General features: G+C 43.3%; 17 protein-coding genes, 1 pseudogene and 1 other annotated feature. Of the genes and pseudogenes, 8 read left to right on the forward strand and 10 right to left on the reverse strand.

The genetic code is table 11. From position 1 onward, the window contains the following. Positions 1–26 precede the first annotated feature (26 nt). The 3 genes from AC04Q4_RS09045 to AC04Q4_RS09055 all read right to left on the reverse strand — a co-directional run bounded on the left by AC04Q4_RS09045 (position 27) and on the right by AC04Q4_RS09055 (position 3,137). Positions 27–866, reverse strand: a complete 840-nt coding sequence (locus tag AC04Q4_RS09045) for a carbohydrate ABC transporter permease (RefSeq protein ID WP_173754591.1) — start codon at positions 864–866, stop codon at positions 27–29. Positions 867–881: 15 nt separating this feature from the next. Then, the gene (locus AC04Q4_RS09050) at positions 882–1,784 is read right to left on the reverse strand and encodes a carbohydrate ABC transporter permease (protein WP_021650445.1); all 903 of its coding nucleotides are present in this window, start codon (positions 1,782–1,784) and stop codon (positions 882–884) included. Positions 1,785–1,883: 99 nt separating this feature from the next. Beyond that, complete coding sequence (locus tag AC04Q4_RS09055; protein ID WP_092070268.1) at positions 1,884–3,137, reverse strand: ABC transporter substrate-binding protein; 1,254 nt, start codon at positions 3,135–3,137, stop codon at positions 1,884–1,886. A gap of 726 nt (positions 3,138–3,863) precedes the next feature. Here AC04Q4_RS09055 and AC04Q4_RS09060 point away from each other — a divergent pair. Both AC04Q4_RS09060 and AC04Q4_RS09065 read left to right on the forward strand, forming a co-directional pair. After that, positions 3,864–4,508, forward strand: a complete 645-nt coding sequence (locus AC04Q4_RS09060) for a YesL family protein (protein WP_173755529.1) — start codon at positions 3,864–3,866, stop codon at positions 4,506–4,508. 23 nt (positions 4,509–4,531) lie between these two features. Continuing rightward, positions 4,532–5,350 (forward strand): AraC family transcriptional regulator, encoded by an 819-nt coding sequence (locus tag AC04Q4_RS09065; protein ID WP_173755530.1) that lies wholly within the window; start codon positions 4,532–4,534, stop codon positions 5,348–5,350. A gap of 134 nt (positions 5,351–5,484) precedes the next feature. Here AC04Q4_RS09065 and AC04Q4_RS09070 read toward each other — a convergent pair whose 3' ends face one another. The 5 genes from AC04Q4_RS09070 to AC04Q4_RS09090 form a co-directional block, all read right to left on the reverse strand. After that, positions 5,485–7,086, reverse strand: a complete 1,602-nt coding sequence (locus AC04Q4_RS09070; protein ID WP_476388865.1) for an AarF/UbiB family protein — start codon at positions 7,084–7,086, stop codon at positions 5,485–5,487. Between the two features lie 69 nt (positions 7,087–7,155). Next, the gene (locus AC04Q4_RS09075; protein WP_243251449.1) at positions 7,156–7,581 is read right to left on the reverse strand and encodes a hypothetical protein; all 426 of its coding nucleotides are present in this window, start codon (positions 7,579–7,581) and stop codon (positions 7,156–7,158) included. A 41-nt stretch (positions 7,582–7,622) separates the two neighbouring features. Beyond that, positions 7,623–8,000: a diacylglycerol kinase family protein gene (locus AC04Q4_RS09080; RefSeq protein WP_173755531.1), complete on the reverse strand. Its 378-nt coding sequence runs from the start codon at positions 7,998–8,000 to the stop codon at positions 7,623–7,625. Between the two features lie 265 nt (positions 8,001–8,265). Next, positions 8,266–10,581, reverse strand: a complete 2,316-nt coding sequence (locus AC04Q4_RS09085; RefSeq protein ID WP_476388866.1) for an FtsX-like permease family protein — start codon at positions 10,579–10,581, stop codon at positions 8,266–8,268. 9 nt (positions 10,582–10,590) lie between these two features. After that, on the reverse strand, positions 10,591–11,289 hold the full coding sequence (locus AC04Q4_RS09090; RefSeq protein ID WP_195455843.1) for an ABC transporter ATP-binding protein: 699 nt from the start codon (positions 11,287–11,289) through the stop codon (positions 10,591–10,593). A 231-nt stretch (positions 11,290–11,520) separates the two neighbouring features. On the opposite strand from AC04Q4_RS09090, the gene AC04Q4_RS09095 reads away from it, so the two are divergent. The 3 genes from AC04Q4_RS09095 to ilvN all read left to right on the forward strand — a co-directional run bounded on the left by AC04Q4_RS09095 (position 11,521) and on the right by ilvN (position 15,504). Continuing rightward, positions 11,521–12,807, forward strand: a complete 1,287-nt coding sequence (locus AC04Q4_RS09095) for a CNNM domain-containing protein (protein WP_476388867.1) — start codon at positions 11,521–11,523, stop codon at positions 12,805–12,807. A 114-nt stretch (positions 12,808–12,921) separates the two neighbouring features. After that, positions 12,922–13,163, forward strand: a binding site (T-box leader). Positions 13,164–13,263: 100 nt separating this feature from the next. Next, the gene (gene ilvB, locus AC04Q4_RS09100) at positions 13,264–14,982 is read left to right on the forward strand and encodes a biosynthetic-type acetolactate synthase large subunit (RefSeq protein ID WP_476388868.1); all 1,719 of its coding nucleotides are present in this window, start codon (positions 13,264–13,266) and stop codon (positions 14,980–14,982) included. Between the two features lie 12 nt (positions 14,983–14,994). Continuing rightward, on the forward strand, positions 14,995–15,504 hold the full coding sequence (gene ilvN / locus AC04Q4_RS09105) for an acetolactate synthase small subunit (RefSeq protein WP_476389089.1): 510 nt from the start codon (positions 14,995–14,997) through the stop codon (positions 15,502–15,504). Between the two features lie 156 nt (positions 15,505–15,660). Here ilvN and AC04Q4_RS09110 read toward each other — a convergent pair whose 3' ends face one another. Then, positions 15,661–16,920 (reverse strand): glycoside hydrolase family 27 protein, encoded by a 1,260-nt coding sequence (locus tag AC04Q4_RS09110; RefSeq protein ID WP_117569647.1) that lies wholly within the window; start codon positions 16,918–16,920, stop codon positions 15,661–15,663. A gap of 319 nt (positions 16,921–17,239) precedes the next feature. Here AC04Q4_RS09110 and AC04Q4_RS09115 point away from each other — a divergent pair, with 319 nt between their 5' ends. The 3 genes and pseudogenes from AC04Q4_RS09115 to AC04Q4_RS09125 all read left to right on the forward strand — a co-directional run bounded on the left by AC04Q4_RS09115 (position 17,240) and on the right by AC04Q4_RS09125 (position 19,071). After that, the gene (locus tag AC04Q4_RS09115; protein ID WP_476388869.1) at positions 17,240–18,112 is read left to right on the forward strand and encodes an AraC family ligand binding domain-containing protein; all 873 of its coding nucleotides are present in this window, start codon (positions 17,240–17,242) and stop codon (positions 18,110–18,112) included. Positions 18,113–18,179: 67 nt separating this feature from the next. Beyond that, a pseudogene (locus AC04Q4_RS09120) lies at positions 18,180–18,611 on the forward strand (transposase); the annotation flags it as partial. 250 nt (positions 18,612–18,861) lie between these two features. Then, positions 18,862–19,071, forward strand: coding sequence for a DUF6219 family protein (locus AC04Q4_RS09125; RefSeq protein ID WP_118513264.1), 210 nt, complete (start codon positions 18,862–18,864; stop codon positions 19,069–19,071). Between the two features lie 322 nt (positions 19,072–19,393). On the opposite strand, the gene AC04Q4_RS09130 is transcribed toward AC04Q4_RS09125, so the two are convergent. After that, a complete protein-coding gene (locus tag AC04Q4_RS09130) occupies positions 19,394–20,257 on the reverse strand; it encodes an aldo/keto reductase (RefSeq protein ID WP_118513265.1) in 864 nt (287 codons plus the stop codon). Between the last annotated feature and the right edge of the window lie 7 nt (positions 20,258–20,264).

A 20,264-nucleotide genomic window follows, 5' to 3' on the forward strand; every position in this document is an offset into this window, starting at 1 on the left:
TGTATTACCTTATGTAATATTTCTGATTACAGTTTTCCACCGCTGGTAGCAATACCTTCGATAAACTGTTTCTGGAAGATCATGTAGATCACGATCATCGGAATGCAGGCGATCAGAGATGCAGCCATCAGTTCCGGGAATTTGGATACGTACTGGCCCTGCATCTTTGCAAGTGCGGAAGAAAGTACCAGCATATCCTTATCTGTATTAACGATCATCGGCCACATCAGATCTTTGAATGCGAATACAGCTGTGAAAATTCCAAGTGCAACCATACTGGATCTTGTAAGTGGTGCCATGATGTAAAGGAAGGTCTGACCGATGTTACATCCATCAAGTCTGGCAGCCTCCTCCAGATCCTTCGGCAGTCCCATGTATCCCTGTCTCAGAAGGAAGGTACCGAACGCAGTGACAATACCTGGGAATACAAGGGCAAAGATCGTATTCAGCATACCCATCTTGCTGACCATCAGGTACTGCGGGATGATGAAGATCTGTACCGGAACCATCATCTGGAACAGTACAAGACCGAAGCAAAGATCACGGCCCTTGAAGTTCAGTCGTCCAAATGCATAGCCTGCCATAGTTGCTGTAAGAACCGCACACACTACTCGGAAGAAGATCAGAAGCAGTGTATTCTTGTACAGAAGCAGGAAGTTCATATTATTGATAACAGAAATAAATGCGTCTTTTCTCCATATTTTCGGGAAAATGGTGAAAGGATCTACAGATGTTGCTTCAGTTACAGTTTTAAAAGCTGTCAGTATCATCCAGATAAATGGCACAAGCATCGTTATGGACACAATGATCAGTATGACATGTATTAAAATAGTGGTTAATTTCTTTTTTGTTTCCATACTATCCATGGTTAATCCCCCTTTTTAGTTGTAGAATACCCATTTCTTCTGACCGATCATCTGGAATACTGTCAGGATCATGGTGATAATAAGAAGTACTACTACGATCGTAGCGCCGTATCCCATGTTCTTATTGATAAATGCATATTTATAGAACAGGTAAACCAGTGACTGAGTCTTGGTAAGTGCCGGGTTTGACTTGTCAATAACCATATAGATCAGGTCGAATACCTGAAGGGATCCGATCACACGGGTAACAAGCACGAAGAAAATGGTTGGTGAAAGAAGCGGGACCGTGATGTTAAAGAATGCATTCACGCCTGTTGCACCGTCAATGGATGCTGCTTCATAATAATCTCTCGGGATTTCCTGAAGTCCTGACAGGAAAAGAACCATATTGTAACCGATGATAGACCATACACCGATGATCGCAACTGCAAATACTGCAATTTTCGGATTAGAAACCCAGTTTACATGAACATGGAAAACGTTATTGATAAGACCATAATCAGAGTTGAACAGCCATCTCCATACCATGGCTACCGCTGCCGGAGCTGCTACCATCGGGAGGAAGATGATGGTTCTGTAAATAGAACGGCCCTTCATCTTTCTGTTAAGAAGTACTGCAAGAACAAGTGCGATGACAATGGAAAAAGGAACCTCCACGATCGCATATTTGAATGTGTTGATCAGTGCCTGCCAGATCTCTTTATCTGCAAAAACCTTCTGATAGTTCTGTAAACCGATAAAGATATTTCCTTTACCAAAATCTCCTGTTTTGAAAAAGCTCTGGTAAATAGTCTGGAAGATCGGAATGATGTTCAATACGATCAATCCGATGGTTGTTGGGAGAATAAACAGCCAGCCCCAGAGGAACTCACTGCGCTCTCTCTTTGTCCGTGCCTGTGACTTGGTAGTTTTAGCCATAAGAATCACTCCTTCTATTCCTTCTATGTATGAGGCCGCTGCACCTGAGTGCGGCGGCCCCTCTCATTACTGCACTTAATTATCGGTGTTTCTTAATGCTTACTCCTCAGCCAGCTTCTCGTTCATCTGATCAGCCATCTGCTTGCAAGCCTCTTCCATTGTGATGTCGCCTGTGTATACGCCCTTAAGGATCTCGTTGTCCTCGTTCTCCCATGTTACAGTAGATTTGGAGTATGGACGGATCTCCATGTCATCCATCATGTTCAGATAAGCCTGAAGGTTGAAGTCTGCGGATTTAGCCCATGCATCAGATGTATCTTTGTATGCACTCATTGTAACACCAAGCTCAGCCTGTTTCTCCTGAGCCTCTTTGGATCCGAGGTACTCGATCAGCTGCCAAGCTTCGTCTGTGTGCTCACCGGAAGCAGATGCTGCCCATCCAAGTCCGTTATATAAGGAAGCTCTTCTGCCTGTCTCAGCGTTTTTAGGAAGCTCTACACAATCACAGTTAGCTGCTGTGTACTCGTTCTCTTTAAATGCTGCAAGCATCCAGGAGCCCTGGCATGTCATAGCGATCTTGCCAGCCTCGAAAAGTACGTCCTCGTTGTTCTCGGACATTGTCTCAAGAGACGGGATCACGCCATCCTTGATCCATCCTTCCAGTGTCTGCATAGCTGCGATCGTCTTCTCATCATCCCAGCCGGATTTTGTCTTGTCATCGCTGATGATGTATCCGCCGTTATCATAGATCAGGTTGTAGTATCCGGCCTGGTTGTTATCATTTCTCATTGCGAGACCGTACTGGGAACCATCATCCTTAGTAAGCTTCTTAGCTGCCTCTGTAACATCATCCCATGTCCAGTCAGCTGTCGGATAATCAAGTCCTGCCTCGTCAAATAATGTCTTGTTGTACCAGAGAGCGATTGTATCTATATCCTTCGGTACTGCATAATATTTATCATCGTATGTATACAGTCCCCAGATATCCTCCGGATAGTTCTCCGGATCGATCAGATCGCTGTCTTTGATCTTATCGGTCAGATCAAGAAGCATATCGTTGGACATGTATCTCTGACTCTCGTTGGAGTGCATCCAGAATACGTCCGGAAGGGAACCACCCTGTGCACCGGCCTCGAGCATTGTCCAGTACTCATCCCATTTAACAACGGAAATCTCTGTCTTGATTCCTGTCTTCTCTGTGAAGTCTGCGAGAATTTCTTTGATTCCCGGCTCCTGGTTGGTGTCCCAGATGGATACGGAAAGTGTAACATCGTCACCTTTTGCATATACAGGAACTGCTGTCATTACCATGGCACCTGCTAACAATAATGCTGCTACTCTTTTAAAATTCATAACTTCTTCCTCCTTTTAAATCTTTCTTATTTTCCCTCTTTCTTTGGTCAGTTTTTATATTTTTTCACGTCCCTGACCGTTGATATTATTATAATTGCACATGGAAAAATGATAAATGGATTATTGTCATTTCAATATGGAAAAATGTTATTATTTGTTCATTTTATCTATTTTTTGTTCATACTTTGTTAATTATCCGTCATTTTTTCCTGTATTTTTATGTTTTTTTATATTTTCCCATAATTTCCACTATTTTTAAGTATGTTTTGAAACCATTTTGTTTCTTTATGGCAAAACCAACATTTTTACATGTCTGTTTTTGTATGTTTTTACTAACTCAAAACATGTACAAATGTCATTTGACGAAAAAATTGTTTTCCCGTTCCTAACATAATTCCATGCGTGCCATTATTTCTACATATGCACGCAAAGTTCCATGTTTTTTATTCAGTCCCATAAAATGTGCTGTATCCTCCGGTTTCCCTCAAAAGATTTTCAGCCACACCGGTTTTCTCACAGTCAGACGGGTATTTACGATCCATATTCGCTGCGAAGCGTATTACTGTTCACTCTGTGACCAGAACACACTTTATAATGCACAGGATACTTATCTGTGTTCCCTCTCTTTACACACAGTCGAAAACTGTGCTAAGATTACCTGTATCGGACTTTACAACTGTGGTCTGTTTTTCATTTTTATATTTCTATATAAGGAGGTATTTCGTTATGAATCTTTTGAATGAAGATAATGTTGTTCATGTATTTCTTAACAAACTGGGCGACATCGTGATCGCCAATCTTCTTTTTATTCTCTTCAGTATTCCGGTGATCACCATCGGGCCGTCACTGACTGCCCTTTATCACTGCATGATGCGTACAGTAAAGGGGAATAACAACGGCACGACGAAAACATTTTTCAGAGCTTTTAAGGAAAACTTCAAACAGTCACTGATCGTATGGCTGCTGATCCTTGCTGCCGGAGCCGTGATCATCCTGAATATACGTTTCCTGCTCCATGCAGAAGGAAGTGCTGCACATATGCTCTTTTATCTTTCTGTGGGAGTCCTGACTCTGCTGATTATTTTTACTTTATACATCTTCCCGGTGATCGCAACCTTTGCCAATACGCTGGGAGCACTTTGCAGAAATGCATTTCTGCTGGCATTTATGCATTTTCCCACAACGATTGCCATTGCAGTGATCACGATCTTTCCATTATATATGACTTATCTTGATGTAAAGCTGCAGCCACTTTACGTATGCTGCTGGTTTTTCTTCGGATTTGGACTTGTAGCTTTTATCAATTCGATGCTTTTGTATCGTTTTTTTAAGAAACTGCTTCCTCCGGAGGAGGATATTACACTTTTGTGACAAAAAACAGGAGGCCCAGTCAAATGAAAAAAGAACCCAACCCCCAGCACGCTCTTTCCGTCTACTTCTGCGGTCAGGAAGACTGTGGCCCGAACCACTCCTTCGGTCCGGCCATGCGCCCACACTACCTCCTCCACGTGATCTTCCACGGCAAAGGCATCTACCAGTGCAGCGGCCACACCTACCATCTGAAAGCAGGTGATGCTTTTCTCATCCGTCCAATGGACTCCATCTACTACCGCGCTGACAGCTCCGAACCCTGGAGCTATGCCTGGGCGGGCTTTGACGGCTCTACCTGCAAAGAAATCCTGAAACAAACCATATTTTCCGACTCTCTCATCTTCACCCCGGAAACACCCTCCCTGAAAAACAGCCTCCTTACCCACATGCAAAACCTCCTTGACACCTTTTCCGAAAACAACGGAAACGGCCTTGCCTCCGCAGGAAACCTCCTCCTGATGCTATCCGTCATGCAAAAAAAGCCTTCCGAAAGCAGAACCGACATCTCAACCCTCTACTTTCAGCAAGCTTCCGAATACATCAGGAACAATTACGCCTACCCTATCCATATCTCTGACGTGGCACGCTACGTAGGAATCGAACGTTCCTACCTTTACCGTATCTTTATGGAACACGAAAACACATCACCAAAACAATATCTCCTGAAACACCGCCTCCAGATGGCAGCCCAGCTTCTCTGTTCTTCCTCCTGCACAATCACAGAAGCAGCACTCTCCTGCGGTTTCCGGGACGCCCCATCCTTCTGCAACTATTTCCGACAGGGAACCGGCTACACTCCAAAGGAATTCCGCAAAGCCTACAGCGGAACTATCTACATCTGACCAGATACCTGCACTCCGTCATTTTTCTGCCTGATGAAAGATAATATCTCTTAACTGCAGACAGTCCGGAACAATTTCATAACAGCAAAAAAGACGGAAACCATCCTGCAGACTCTGCAAATGATCTCCGTCTTTTATTTTTTTCCTGAAAAGAAATGCTTGATAAACACATACAAAACAATAATAAAAGCAAACACATAACCAAAGGCGCCCAACGCCGGAATCCCCCACAGCTTTGGTTTCATATCCGTAGTACAGATAATGCTGGAACTGATCAGAAGTGCCATCACCCACAACCCCATCACAATATTCCGCACCAGCCGGCGCAAAAGCCACGCCAGATCATCCGAGGCATGAAGATCCAGATTGATCTTCGTCTGCCCTTTCATACAGCCCTGAAGGAAATCTGCTGCCAAAGAGGGAATATCCACTGCACGTTTCAGGGACCAGGCAAGATTTTTTCCTTCTTTTTTGATCTCACGCTTCCAGTTCCCGTTGCTGAACAACTGCTCCTTGAGCCTTGCTGCGGCAATCTGTGTCATATTGATCTCCGGACAGATTTCAGCCAGGACCCCCTCCACATGAGTCAGTCCTCTTGCAAGCATAGTCAGTCCGTGCGGCATCATGATCTTATTTTCTTTCATGACCTCCATCAGATCCACCATAACTTCTGCCACATCAATGTTTCCCATATCTGCAGTACCGTATTTATCCATAAGTCCACGGATATCCTCATAAAGCTTGCTGGAATCCGGTTTTCCTTTAAACTCACCAAGAGCCAGGACTGCATCCTGGATCTTGCCGATATTGTTCATGGCAACACCTTCGATGGCTTCGCTGATCAACTGGCGGTCACGCTCCGTCAGACGTCCCATCATTCCCATGTCGATCCAGACGATCTTTCCCTCCTGGATCCTTACGTTTCCCGGATGAGGGTCTGCGTGGAAAAAGCCATCCTCCATCACCTGTTTGATGAAATTATCCACATATTTCGTTCCGACCTCATTAAGATCATAACCATTGGCCAGAAGAGCAGCCTTGTCATTGACAGCAAAACCGTCAATATATTCCATCACAAGAATATGCGGCGAAATATACTCACGGTATAGGATCGGCACTTTCACAAAAGCCACATCTTTGTTCTTTTTTGCAAATTCTGCCATGTTTGCAGCTTCCGTCAGGAAATTCATCTCCTCCTGGGTCACAGTCCACAGTTCACTTAAGACCATGTTCAGATCCACCATGCCCTTAATGCTCACCGGAGGCATCAGACGTACAGCCTTGTGCATCAGACCGATATCCCTGGCCATGGTCTCATAGATTCCTTTTCGCTGAACCTTGATCACAACCTCTTCGCCTGTTTTCAACGTGGCCCGATGCACCTGGGCAATCGATGCTGCTCCCAGAGGTTTCTGCTCAATATACTGAAATTCTGCCTGCCACGGACAGCCCATGGACTCTTCCAGTACCTCGATCACCTGGGAAAAAGGCATCGGCGGTACATCAGAGCAGAGCTTCATCAGCTCGTCACAGTATCTCTTTGGAAGAATATCAGAACGGAGGGACATGATCTGACCCAACTTGATATAAGTTGGGCCCAGATCTTCCAGTATGAGCCGGAGCTTCTCAGGAGAAACGCCCCGGGTGATTGCATGCTTTTTCAGAACGGCTGTGATCTCTCTCAGCCGTTCTCCATATCCGTTATTTTCTTTCTTCTCCTGTTCTTCTCTGCCCATAAGCTTCTCCGTTTACTGCTTCGTCTGCGTTGTCGTTTAGTCAATCGGATATTTACGATCCGCAGTCGGTTACTCTGCTGCTTGTTCTTCGCTCCCGGTATCTTCTGCATTTTCTGTTTCCGCAGAAGCTTCCTGTACAACTTCCTCTGCCGGTTCTTCTGTTGTCTCGGCTTTCTCCTCAGCAGCCTCGGCCTGCATGCGCTCGATCTGCGTCTTCACAGCAGCCAGCTGCTCCGGTGTCAGCCTGGAAATCGTTGCCTTCAGTTCTTCCTGATCATTCTTTCTGGCTGCAGATTCCTTTACAGAATCAGCAGCTGTCTTAACCGTTGATTTGATGTTATGCTTCAGCTCCTGATTGAGAACCTTACCCTGTTCAACCGTAAGCTCACCCTTTTTTACCAGTTCATCCAGAATTTCTTTGGATTTCTCTGCTGTCACTGCTGCTGTACCAATACCCACCAGTAAAATTTTCTTCAGTCCTTCACCTAATTCCATAATATTTTCTCCTTTCCTGAAACAAAAGTTTTCTGTTCCTGTCATATTCCCAGAAAAGCAAGTCCCTTGGGAACAAAAATGATCAGTCCGACGATTGCTGCCATGATCGCTGCGATCAGTACTGCCCCGGCCGCTGTGTCCTTGGCGATCTTTGCCAGAGGATGACGTTCCTCTGTGACCAGATCCACCACAGCTTCCACTGCCGTATTCACCAGTTCCAGCGCCATCACCATTCCGAACAGTCCCAGGCAGATGCACCACTCTGTCACGGAAAGCCCAAGGATCAGTCCTGCGATCACCACAAGTGCTGCCACCATACAGTGGATCTTCATATTTCTTTCCTTGCGGATGCAGGTAAAAATCCCCTGAAATGCATATCCGAAGCTTTTATACAGCGGATCCTTCTTTCTGCCTGCCATGTTCCTCACCTGATTTCCTGTTTGAATTATTCCCTCCAACTGGAAGTATGGGATTATTATAACAAGTTTGTAGTAATATTTCCAGTATTCCGAAAAATTTATGAATATTTAAGGAGTATATGTGGCTATTCACAGATAACTGTTTGAGCGGATAAAAGCATCCGCATTCAGTTAAACCACACATACTCCTGATCCTGTTGCATATTCTGTAAGATTTCCGGATATCCTGAATTATTTTTCCGGATATATATACAGATGTCACATATTATTCCACATTTTTCAGTGCTTCATCCATGGGCACATGACGGATCCTCCGGAATTCCAGCACTGCTACCACCCCATAAGCTGCGATTCCGATCGCTGTCATTTTCACATAGATCATGGGATCCACCCACATAGTGATCCATCCCGAAATACTGGAAAGCATCATCTCTCTGAATAGCACTTCCATGATCTGCCGTTCAACCGGAAGGCTTAACAACAGGCAGAACATCACCACAAATGATGTAGAAAGTATATACAAACGACTGATCTCGCCATTTGTATAACCCAGGATCTTGGTCATGGAAATCGACTGGGCATTTTTTTCGATGATAACCTTGGAAAGCAGATAGATCACCACCAGAAAAATGATCACGGAAAATCCATACATCATTCCCATCATATCTCCCATGGAAACATCCAGCTGCCTGGATATTTTTGTAAGAGCTTCCAGGTCAATGACAGAACCGATATATTTTGAAGGGATATCCCTGATCTCTGTATCGGAAAAATATCCTCCAAAGTGATCATCCCCAAGATCAAACGCCTCATTCAGCTTATCACGTTCCATAAATACACAGAGGCTTGCCGCATAATCATAGATCCCATCTACTTTAAAGGAATACTCATCCTTCTCGTATTTTTCCTTCAAAGTTATGGTATCCCCCTCCTTGATCCGGAATTTATCTGCATAAGCACTGGAAATATAAACACCCTCTCCCGAAAGATCTGCACGGATATACTTGCTATCCGGCTCTACACCATAGAGAGTGATCTCCTCACTTTTATATTTACCAGGCATGGTATTCAGGGAATATGCAGAAAATTTTTCTGCATCCTTATTATCCGTTCTGGTATCCATATAATATTCCATAAGAGAACTCATGGCATCCGCTTTATTTCCTGAATAGGCACTTGCCGGAACCGAAAGTATGTACTGGTATTTCGCCAGCATGTTCTCCTGGATCTCCATCTGATAATGATCCAGCGTAGACGGCAGGAGCATCCCGAAAAATAACAAAAGATTGGCAAAAACAACTCCAATAAACAGCACAATATAATTGCTGGTATTCTGGAAGATCACACGCAGGCGGAACCTGGAAAAGATTCCGATCTTCGGACTCAGATATACCGCACGCTTCTGTTTTTTTCCGGAGAAATCCCTTCGAAGGAATTTAAGCGGAGAAAGCTGCAGCCTGTAACGGAGCACTGCATAATTGATCAGGACCATGATCACAACCGGCACAACTGTTGTCAGAAGAAATGCATCTGCATTCCATACCGTCACATAAGTCGGCAGACTATAGCTCCCGTAATACATGTCTGCACATACACCCTTAAATACGGTATATCCAAGAATATTTCCGATCAGGGCACCGGCCAGCGTGACCAAAACCGGAAGCGTTATATAATGAAGGATCAGCTCCCGTCTGGTATAACCAGATGCACGTAACGTACCGATAACACCGGCTTCCTTTCGGATCGTATTGCTAATGGTAATTCCAAACACAAAAGCCATGATCACGATCACAATATAAAGAAGCGTGATGACCATTGCCCTGTCTCCACCCATATCATCGCCGGTGAAAATGATCGCCTGGTTAAGATAACGTGGGACAAAGGCCTCCAGAGTTACCACTTTGCCAATATCTTCCACGAGATCCTCGGAAATCTTCTTCTCCTCTTTTTCATCCTTTGGCTGATGATCGTAGATCCAGGCATAATTATACCGGAGTTTTTCCTGATCCAGGGTTTCAAATTCCTCCGGAGTTACAATCGCCACACCAAACTTTACAGAATCAAACATGGAATCATTATTATTCTGAAACAGGGCACTGTAATCCGAAAGTGCCACCAGGCCTGTGATCTTCCAGGATTTTTCACCCCTGATCAGGGTATCTCCTACCTTAAGACTGTTGTTATCCGCATACATACGGTCAATGGCGATCTCGCCCTGCCCTGACGGCATTTCTCCCTTCATCAGGCAGACCTTATTCACCTTCTCACGGCTTTTAAAAAAACGCATGGTGCTTCCGTTATCCAGATCTTCTTCTATATAGTAGTTCGCATAAAGCTTAACACCGGCAGCTTCGATATCTTTCCACTGGGATTTGTAAACCTTCTCTGCTGTGCGGAAATTTCCGTTTTCAATATTGTACTTGTCAAAGCTGTCATTATAGGCTTTCAGCATGCTTCCGTCTGCAACCAGAAAACCGGATACAAATCCGATGGTCAGCACCATCATGAGAAAAACCACCAGATATTTTCCAAATTCCCCCTTCAGTTCCCTGGGGATACGTTTACGTAAAGGATTCTTCATAATGCCCCCTTACCATTCCAGGTCAGCAGCCGGAATCTTCTGCTCATTCTGATAGTTTCTGCGGATCATACCGTCACGAAGCTTTACCACACGATCTGCCATATCCTTGATGGCATCGTTATGAGTAACCATGACTATAGTATTTCCGTATTTGTGATTGACTGTTTCGATCAGATTCAGGATTTCCTTGGAGGTGTTGTAGTCCAATGCGCCGGTAGGCTCATCGCAAAGCAGAATATCCGGATTTTTTACAATGGCACGGCCAATGGCGGTTCTCTGCTGCTGGCCTCCCGAAAGCTGGTTCGGAAGTTTCCGTTGATGTTCATAGAGTCCCAGTGTTTCCAGCAGCTCATCCACATCCAGAGGTCTGTCACTTAAATATGCGCCAACCTCAATATTCTCACGTACTGTCAGGTTCGGGATCAGATTGTACATCTGAAATATATATCCCAGATGCTTTCTTCTGTAAAGAGAAAGCTTTTTTTCTTTCATATCCTCCAGACGTTCACCCTGAATGGTAATGCTTCCCGAATCTGCCCCGTCGATGCCTCCGATAATGTTCAGAAGTGTGGATTTTCCGGAACCGGACGGTCCCAGAAGAACGCAGAATTCTCCCTTTTCAATCTCAAGATCGATCCCCTTCAGAACATCTACATGGCTCTCTCCTGCCCCGAAGGATTTTTTGATTCCTTTTATCTCCAGAAACATAAACCTCTCCTTCCATTTCTATACATTTCTTCTTTATGTATGAATACACATATATGTTAGTCTGAACTTACTCTTTTGTCAAGAAGCAGACTTATTTTCGTATTTTTTCATATATCTATATCCGCTGTACTGGTCCGGCTCTTGCCAAAATCCAGTAAAACGTATATAATGTGGGAGTATCTGTATATTTTTAACCAAATAATTTTATTTTTAAAGGAGTGAATATTGAAAGTGGACCCCAGCGACACTTACCAGATAATCATATTACTTATTCTGCTGGCATTGTCAGCCTTTTTCTCATCTAACGAAACCGCGCTGATGTCGGTAAACAAGATCCGTCTCCGCTCTCTTGCAGACGAAGGAAACAAGCGCGCAGCCATGGCTCTCGATATCCTGGAGAACCAGACGCCCAAGCTTCTCAGTGCGATTCTCATCGGAAACAACATTGTGAACATTTCGGCTTCTTCCCTTGCAACCACACTTGCATACAGCTTTGGCGGCTATATGGTCAGCATCGTAACGGTGATCCTGACGATTCTGATCCTGATCTTCGGCGAGATCACCCCCAAGAACTACGCAACCATTAACTCTGAAAAGATCACCCTCCGCTATATCCCGGTCTTTAAATTTCTTATGACCATCATGACACCGGTGATCTTCATCATCAACCTCTTTTCAAGAGGTGTGATGCGCCTGATGCGTGTGGACCCGGATGCAGCCAGCAAGGCCATGACCGAGGAGGAGCTTCGTACCATCGTGGACGTCAGCCACGAGGACGGTGTCATTGAATCCGACGAAAAAGAAATGATCTACAATGTGTTTGATCTGGGCGATGCCACAGCCAAAGATATCATGGTACCGAGAGTTCATGTAACTTTTGCAGATGTGGCTTCCACCTATGATGAGCTGATCGATATTTTCCGTGAAGACAAATTCACACGTCTCCCTGTTTATAAAGACAGCCAGAATAATATCGTGGGAATTATCAATATGAAGGATCTTCTTCTCTACGACAAGGACACAGAATTCGTAATAGACAATTTTCTCCGGAAACCGCACTTCACATACGAGCGCAAGAGTATTTCCGATCTGCTTGTTGAAATGAAGGATTCCACCTTTAACATTGCCATTGTGCTGGATGAATACGGTGATATGGCCGGTCTTATCACACTGGAGGATATCCTGGAGGAGATCGTCGGTGAGATCCATGATGAGTACGATGAGAAAGAGGACGAGCTTGTCCAGAAGATCAGCGACCGTGAATATATCATTGAAGGTTCCATGCATCTGGATGATGTGAACGACCATCTTCACACAGAGCTGGATTCTGAGGATTATGATTCCCTTGGCGGATTTATCATTGAACATCTGGACCGCCTGCCTGTTGCAGGTGATGAAGTGATCACAGAGGAAGGTATCCGTCTTATTGTGGAAAAACTGGATAAAAACCGTATTGAGCAGGTTCATGTTTACCTTCCGGAAAAAGCTCCGGAAACAGAGGAAAATCCGGAAACATAAAAGCAAATAATACTCTGACATCGGAACTGTCATTCGCACCGCAATATGCGATTTCTGCGATTGACAGTTCCGATATTTTATATTATAATAATATAAAATTTTTATCTATATTTACTAAATGCAATGACAGGGAGTAGTACATAGTCTCCGGATGCCCAGAGAGAAGATGGCCGGTGAGAATCTTCGTGACAGAGCTATGGAAGTAGCCCTCGAGCAGTGGACTGAACCATGAATCTTCATGCAGTAGGCTTCATCGTCATTCCCACGTTACAGGGAGGCAGTATAATTTTGTACTGACAGAGAGCAGAGTTTTACCTCTGAAAACAGGTGGTACCGCGGAATTATCCGTCCTGAGCATATTTTATCCGATATGCCGGGACTTTTTTATTGGAAAAATTTCTCGCGACAGCCCTTATCTGCTTAACTTTTCACATCATCAAAGGAGGGAACCAATTCATGAAACAGATTTCCGGAAACAAATTGCTTGTAAAAGCCTTAAAAGAAGAAGGCGTTGATGTTCTGTTCGGCTATCCTGGTGCCTGCACCATCGATATCAGCGATGAATTATATAAACAGAGCGGCATTGACATCATTCTGCCACGTCACGAGCAGGCCCTTGTACACGAAGCAGATGCTTATGCCAGAACTACCGGAAAGGTTGGCGTATGTCTCGTTACCAGCGGTCCCGGAGCTACCAACCTTGTTACAGGTCTTGCAACTGCCAACTATGACAGCGTTCCGCTTGTATGCTTTACCGGACAGGTTGCCCGTCACCTCATCGGAAACGATGCGTTTCAGGAGGTTGATATTGTCGGGATCACCAGAAGCATCACAAAATACGGTGTTACCGTCCGCAACCGTGAGGATCTTGGACGTATCATCAAGGAAGCCTTCTATATCGCACGCACCGGACGCCCAGGCCCGGTTCTCATCGACCTTCCAAAGGATGTAATGGCCGAGCTGGGAAGTGCTGAGTATCCGAAAACTGTCAATATCCGTGGCTACAAGCCTAACACCAGCGTGCATATCGGACAGCTGAAGCGTGCCCTCAAAATGCTGCAGAAGGCCAAAAAACCTCTGTTTCTTGCCGGCGGCGGTGTGATCATTTCCCGCGCGCAGGAGATTTTTACCCAGGTTGTTGAGAAAACTCAGATCCCGGTTGTCACAACCGTTATGGGACGTGGCGCCATTTCCACAAAGAACCCTCTGTTTATCGGAAATCTTGGTATGCACGGCGCTTATGCCGCAAATATGGCAGTGAATGAATGCGATCTTCTGTTTTCCATCGGAACCCGTTTTAACGACCGTATCACAGGCAAGCTCCATGAATTTGCTCCACATGCACAGATTGTCCACATTGATATTGACACCGCTTCCATTTCCAGAAACATCCATGTAGATATCCCCATTGTTGCCGATGCAAAAGAGGCTATCACAAAAATGGCTGAATATGTGCAGGAATGTAATACCGGCAAATGGCTGAAGCAGATCCGGGAATGGAAAGAAGAGCATCCTCTTACCATGAAGGACCGTGGTATTATGGGACCGCTGGATATCATCGGCGAGATCAACCGCCAGTTTGACAAGGCCATTCTTGTTACCGATGTAGGTCAGCATCAGATGCTGGTGAGCCAGTATGTGGACATCACCGAGAACCGTCAGCTGATCATGTCAGGCGGACTTGGAACCATGGGTTACGGCCTTCCAGGTGCTATCGGTGCCAAGATTGGTAATCCAGACACACCGGTCATCTCCGTTTCTGGTGACGGCGGCATGCAGATGAATATTCAGGAGCTGGCTACCGCAGTTCTGGAGGAGCTTCCAATCATCTGCTGTATCTTCAATAATGAATATCTCGGAATGGTCCGCCAGTGGCAGAAGCTTTTTTACGGAAAACGTTACGCCATGACAAACTTAAAAGCCGGCGCCCTCTCCCGCCGTACAGAAGGCCGGGAGTATCCGGAATACACACCGGATTTCATCCGTCTTGCAGAAAGCTATGGGGCAAAGGGTATCCGTGTAACTGAGAAGGATCAGATCGCGGCTGCTTTCGAAGAGGCTAAGAAGAATACAAAAACTCCTACGATCATCGAATTTATCATTGATCCGGAGGAAATGGTTTACCCGATGATCAAGCCGGGCGGCACCCTGGCTGATCTGATCATGGATTGTTAGGAGGAATGAATGATGAATAAAGGAATGAAAAAAAGATGGATCTCTCTCTACGTTGAAAACCAGGTCGGTGTTCTTTCCAAGATTTCCGGGCTTTTTTCCGGAAAGTCCTATAACCTGGACAGTCTTACGGTTGGAACTACGGAGGATCCCACAGTTTCCAGAATGACCATCGCCACAGTCAGCGATGATGAAACCTTTGAGCAGATCAAAAAACAGCTGAACCGTATGATCGAGGTGATCAAGGTTATTGATTTTACAGATGTGTTCGTTCGAATGAAGGAGATCCTTTACATCAAGGTAAAGGACTGCTCCCCGGAAGATAAAGCGGAACTTTTCCAGATTGCTGAGACTTTCAAGGCACGTGTCATCGACTATGGAAAAGACAGTCTCCTTCTGGAATTCGTCCAGACCGCAACCAAAAATGACGCGGTCATCAAGCTTATCAAAGAAGAGTTCAAACATATCGAAGTTGTCCGCGGCGGAAGTGTCGGAATTGAGTCTATCAGTATGATGGAGAGATAAAAGCTGAATAATACCACGATATAAAAACAACAAGAAGATGATCCCTTCCGCAAACAGCGCCAGCTGCTGCGGAGGGGAGCCATAAGCCATCTTTTCTTTTAGGGCAAGTTTCTTTCCTATTGTATCCATCACTTCATTCCTCCTATCCGACATTCGTCACATTCTTTTCATCTGATACAACACACAACCATGACTATCTACTTCTTCTGCTGCTTCAGTTGCTTTTTTGCCGGACCAGATTTCTTTTGCATCCTCTTTGATATATATTTCTGCTAATTTATCAGGAATTTCTTTCTTTTTATCCGATACATTAAATATTGCAATATATGTATTCTCTTCGTTTTCTCCTGACCAGACAATCCATTCATCGTCTCTGTACTCTTGTCTCTGTCCATCCAGTGTACGATGCATCTCGTTTACCTCTGTATTTGTTAACAATGAGAGCGTCCACTCATCCAAATCAGCTAGTTCTCCGCCATACATCAATGGTGACTGAAAGATAGACCACAATGTGATCATTGTCTTTTGTTCTGGCTTTGTAAAGCAGGTCATACGGTCTGCCTTTCCACGTTCACCTGAGCGGATTCCAATATGCCCCAATGGAAGCATGTCACAATCAGGCCAGTTTCCTTTACGAATAAATGGTGACCAATAATTACAGCGGTCAAACATATCATACAGCAATTCCCACTCATCCCAGAAATCATCTGTCAATCTCCACATATTTGCAGTTTTTTGAAGAAAACTTCCATCCTGCAGTCTTGCCGGTCCCGGCGAAAGGGAAAGTACAATGTCCCGTCCCGTTTTGTCGATAGCCTTTCGAATCCCTTCAATTTCCTTTCTATGTGAATCTCTGTAAATCGTTGAATATGCGATATCATCAACTTTAATGAAATCAACTCCCCAAGAAGCATACAATTCCATAAGCGAATCATAATATAACTGTCCTTCTGGAATTGACATATCCACTCCATACATATCTGAATTCCATGGACAGATACTGTTTATTGCAATCTGATCTGCTGTCTTATCCGTTCCTTTGATATGCATTCTTCCATGAACAGCCTGTCTTGGTATTCCCCTTAAAATGTGAATACCGAATTTCAACCCTAATTGGTGTACATATTCAGCAAGTGGTGCAAACCCAACTCCATCTGCTGAACTTGGAAAACGATTTTCAGCCGGAAGCACACGACTATATTCATCTATCTTCAAATCCGCAAACTTGCGATATGCTGCTGACTCAGCTCCTGGCTCGTACCACTGAATATCTACAACCACATAGTTCCATCCATATTTCTTAAGCTTTTCTGCCATAATATCTGCATTTCTTTTTACTTCTTCTTCTGTAACAGACGCTCCATATACATCCCAGCTGTTCCATCCTTTTGGTGGTGTTTTTGCAAATTCTAACATATCTCTTTCCTTACCTTTCCATTTTATTTTAGGGTGCACAAAATACAGGTCACCTTTTACAAACTGACTTCTTTCTTCTAATAACTATAGCTTTTTACTTTTCTGTGAATTTGAATCGATTCGTTTCCTGTCTGAATTTTTAGATTATTTTTGTCTTTTCTTTCTCTTGTCTACATTGATATCATATACTATAATCTTATTACCATGTTAGTCACTTTTGTTGGGTAACTTATAAATTTTGTCGGAAATTGTAGTTTAATAAAAGCAAGAATTTTGTATCTATCGAATATAAATATACAAACTACCGAAAGGAAATCCTATGGAATTAGAAAAATTGAATCTGTACAGAGACACCAGCTGGAATGATATAAAACTTCGTTTCTGCGGTCATTCAGAATGTCTGCCGCTTCATTCCTACGGACCTGGAACAAGACCCTATTATCTCATGCATTTTGTTCTTTCCGGGAAGGGACGTCTTGTTGTTAATAAAACAGAATATCTTATTGAAGAAAAACAGATTTTTTTGATTGAACCGGATCAGATGGTCTTCTATCAGGCCGATAAGGAGAATCCATGGACTTATTCGTGGGTTGGCTTCAATGGCAAACTCGCTCCATACTTCATTCATCGTCTTGGATTCGGTTATCCGTCCCTCACAAAAGGACTTTCTACAGAAGTCTTTGAGGAAATCAAGGATCTCCTTGAGATTCTGATTTCCATAAAAAATGATAGTACAAAAAATGATCTGTATACCAATGGCATTCTTCTCCTTCTTCTTTCAAAAGTTGGTACTTTTATCGAGAACTCCAAAGAGCTTCCCGAAAGAAAAAGTCGTCAGAATTCAGAAAGTCATGTACAGCAAGCAATTTCTATTGTAGAAGATTTCTACGGACGAGACCTGACAGTTCAGTATATTGCAGACAAACTGAATCTGAATCGATCCTATCTCTCAGAAATCTTTTCAAAGCAGATGGGTGTTCCATTGAAAAAATATATACTGGATTTTCGCATCACCCAGAGTGAAGAATTTCTTTTTACTTCTGACTGGTCCGTGGACTATATCAGTCAGATCTGTGGATTCAGTTCGCCTTCTTATTTTTCAAAAGTATTTAAAGAATACCACGGAATTTCTCCTACAGAATATAGAAAAAACCGTCACAAACGCGAACGCCAAATTGTTCTGGTAAAATAAGGGGCTGTCGCACTAAGTATTAGTGCGTAGCTCCTTTTCTTGTGCAAAAAAATAACTGCCAGACCTCGAAAGAATAAATTCTGTATCGCCCAGAACACTTTTGAAGATTGTGCTTTATTCTTACATGAATGGGGATTACTCCTCTCGTTCCATGGAACTAAATTGTAAAAGAGATATCAATTTTATGTTTCTTCTAGAAGGTTCCCCAGCTCCTGATCATGCAACATTTGCAAGATTTAGAAGTATCCATTTTGCTCCCTGTTCTAAACGTATCCTTGCAGAAATGTCTAATGCATTGTTTGATATGGGAGAAATTTCCGGAGAAACCATTTTTATTGATGGTACAAAAATTGAAGCCAGTGCCAATAAGTATACTTTCGTCTGGAAGAAGGCAGTAACAAAAAACCAGGCAAAACTTTTGCAGAAACTTGCTGATTTTGTAGCTGAGTGTGAGTTGCTTTATGATATAAAAATCGTTTATGGAAATACGATAAAAATAATGGTCCCATATTATCAGCTTTGACCCAAAAGACAGAGAGGAATGTGGATATGACTCTCTTGAAGATTTCCATATTGCACTTGACCAGGCATCCGATCAGACCAGTGCCGCCAGAAAATCTTTAAAGGATACAGAACAGCAACTTAAAGATGTGAACGAGCAAATACATTTTACCGGACAATATAAATTTCCTGTTTTCATGCTTTCTAAAAAGAGGTATTATATAAAAAAACGCAGGAGGTATATTCAAATGAAAGCACATAAATATTGGTCACTTGGTGCATTGGCAGCCATGATTGGAACCTTTTATACCGGCTATAAAAACATGAAATCAGCTCACAAATATTTTGCTTGCAGCTCTCTTCTCTGTATGATTATGGCTATCTACTCCGGTCATAAAATGATTTCGGGAAAGTCCCGAAAAAAGAAAGACTCTACTTCTGAAGAATCTGCTGAATAATCAGAAAAAGGAGTTTTTCCACGTGTAAAGAAATAGAAAAGATTCTGTTGAGAAATATCAAGAAATCCAGGAATTGTACCCACAAATCGGCATTTCTCTGGCAAGAGCCATCCTAGGCTCAAATAATAAACTGACATAATTATACGGCGGACATCTTTGCCCGCCGATATTTATTGCCAGAACTTTTCCTAAAAATGGTACTAAAGCCCTTATCTATTTTGAGTTATTCCTTTGAATTTACTCTTTCCGAAATACTCTTCTGAAATATCTACTTTGATTATTTTACTTATTTAGATTTTTATTTTTTCATGGCTTTCACCCCCTACATTTTTCCACCATATACTGGAAAGTGACTGCTCTGTCCATAATCCTTAATATGTTTAAAATTCTTAAGCATTTTCATATCTTCTGGGGATATTTCAAAATCCACCTCTGCATTTGTCCTCATATGTTCCGGATTTCCTGTTTTGGGAAGACTGACTGCACCTAACTGCAAAGTATATCGAATACAGAGCTGGGGAACGGAAACCCCATATTTCTCTGCTATAACTGCGATTTCCCTCTGATGTAATATCTCTCCATGTGCAATTGGAGAATATGCTTCAACAATAATGTCTTTACCTTGACAATACTCTACAAGTTCAAGCGGTGTATTACTGATATGAAGAAGTATCTGATTTACCATTGGCTTAATCTCACATACCTCAAGAATGTTTTCAATATCACCAATCCGAAAATTTGAAAGACCGATTGCTTTCAGTTTTCCTGCTTTATATGAATCTTCCAGAGCCTTCCATGCCTCCCGGTTTCCATTCACATAACGGTCTTCACTTTGATTCACTTTTTCCCATGGCTGCGGACTATGAATAATCATCATATCAAGATAATCAAGTCCTATCTTTTTGATAGTTTCATCAATACCAGCCATGGCTTCATCGTATGTCTTATGCTCTGCAGCTACTTTTGAAGTTACAAATATTTCATCTCTTGGAATACCACAGTTCCTGATTCCTTCACCGACTCCACGCTCGTTTCCATATGCCTGTGCAGTATCAAAATGTCTATAACCGATATTAACTGCTTCTTTTATCGCATCTGCCACTATATCATCACGAATGAACCATGTACCAAGTCCTAACTGAGGTATCTCTATTCCGTTGTTCAATGTCAATACATTATGAATCATCGCATTT

Source organism: Blautia sp. HA8986 (assembly GCF_056504635.1).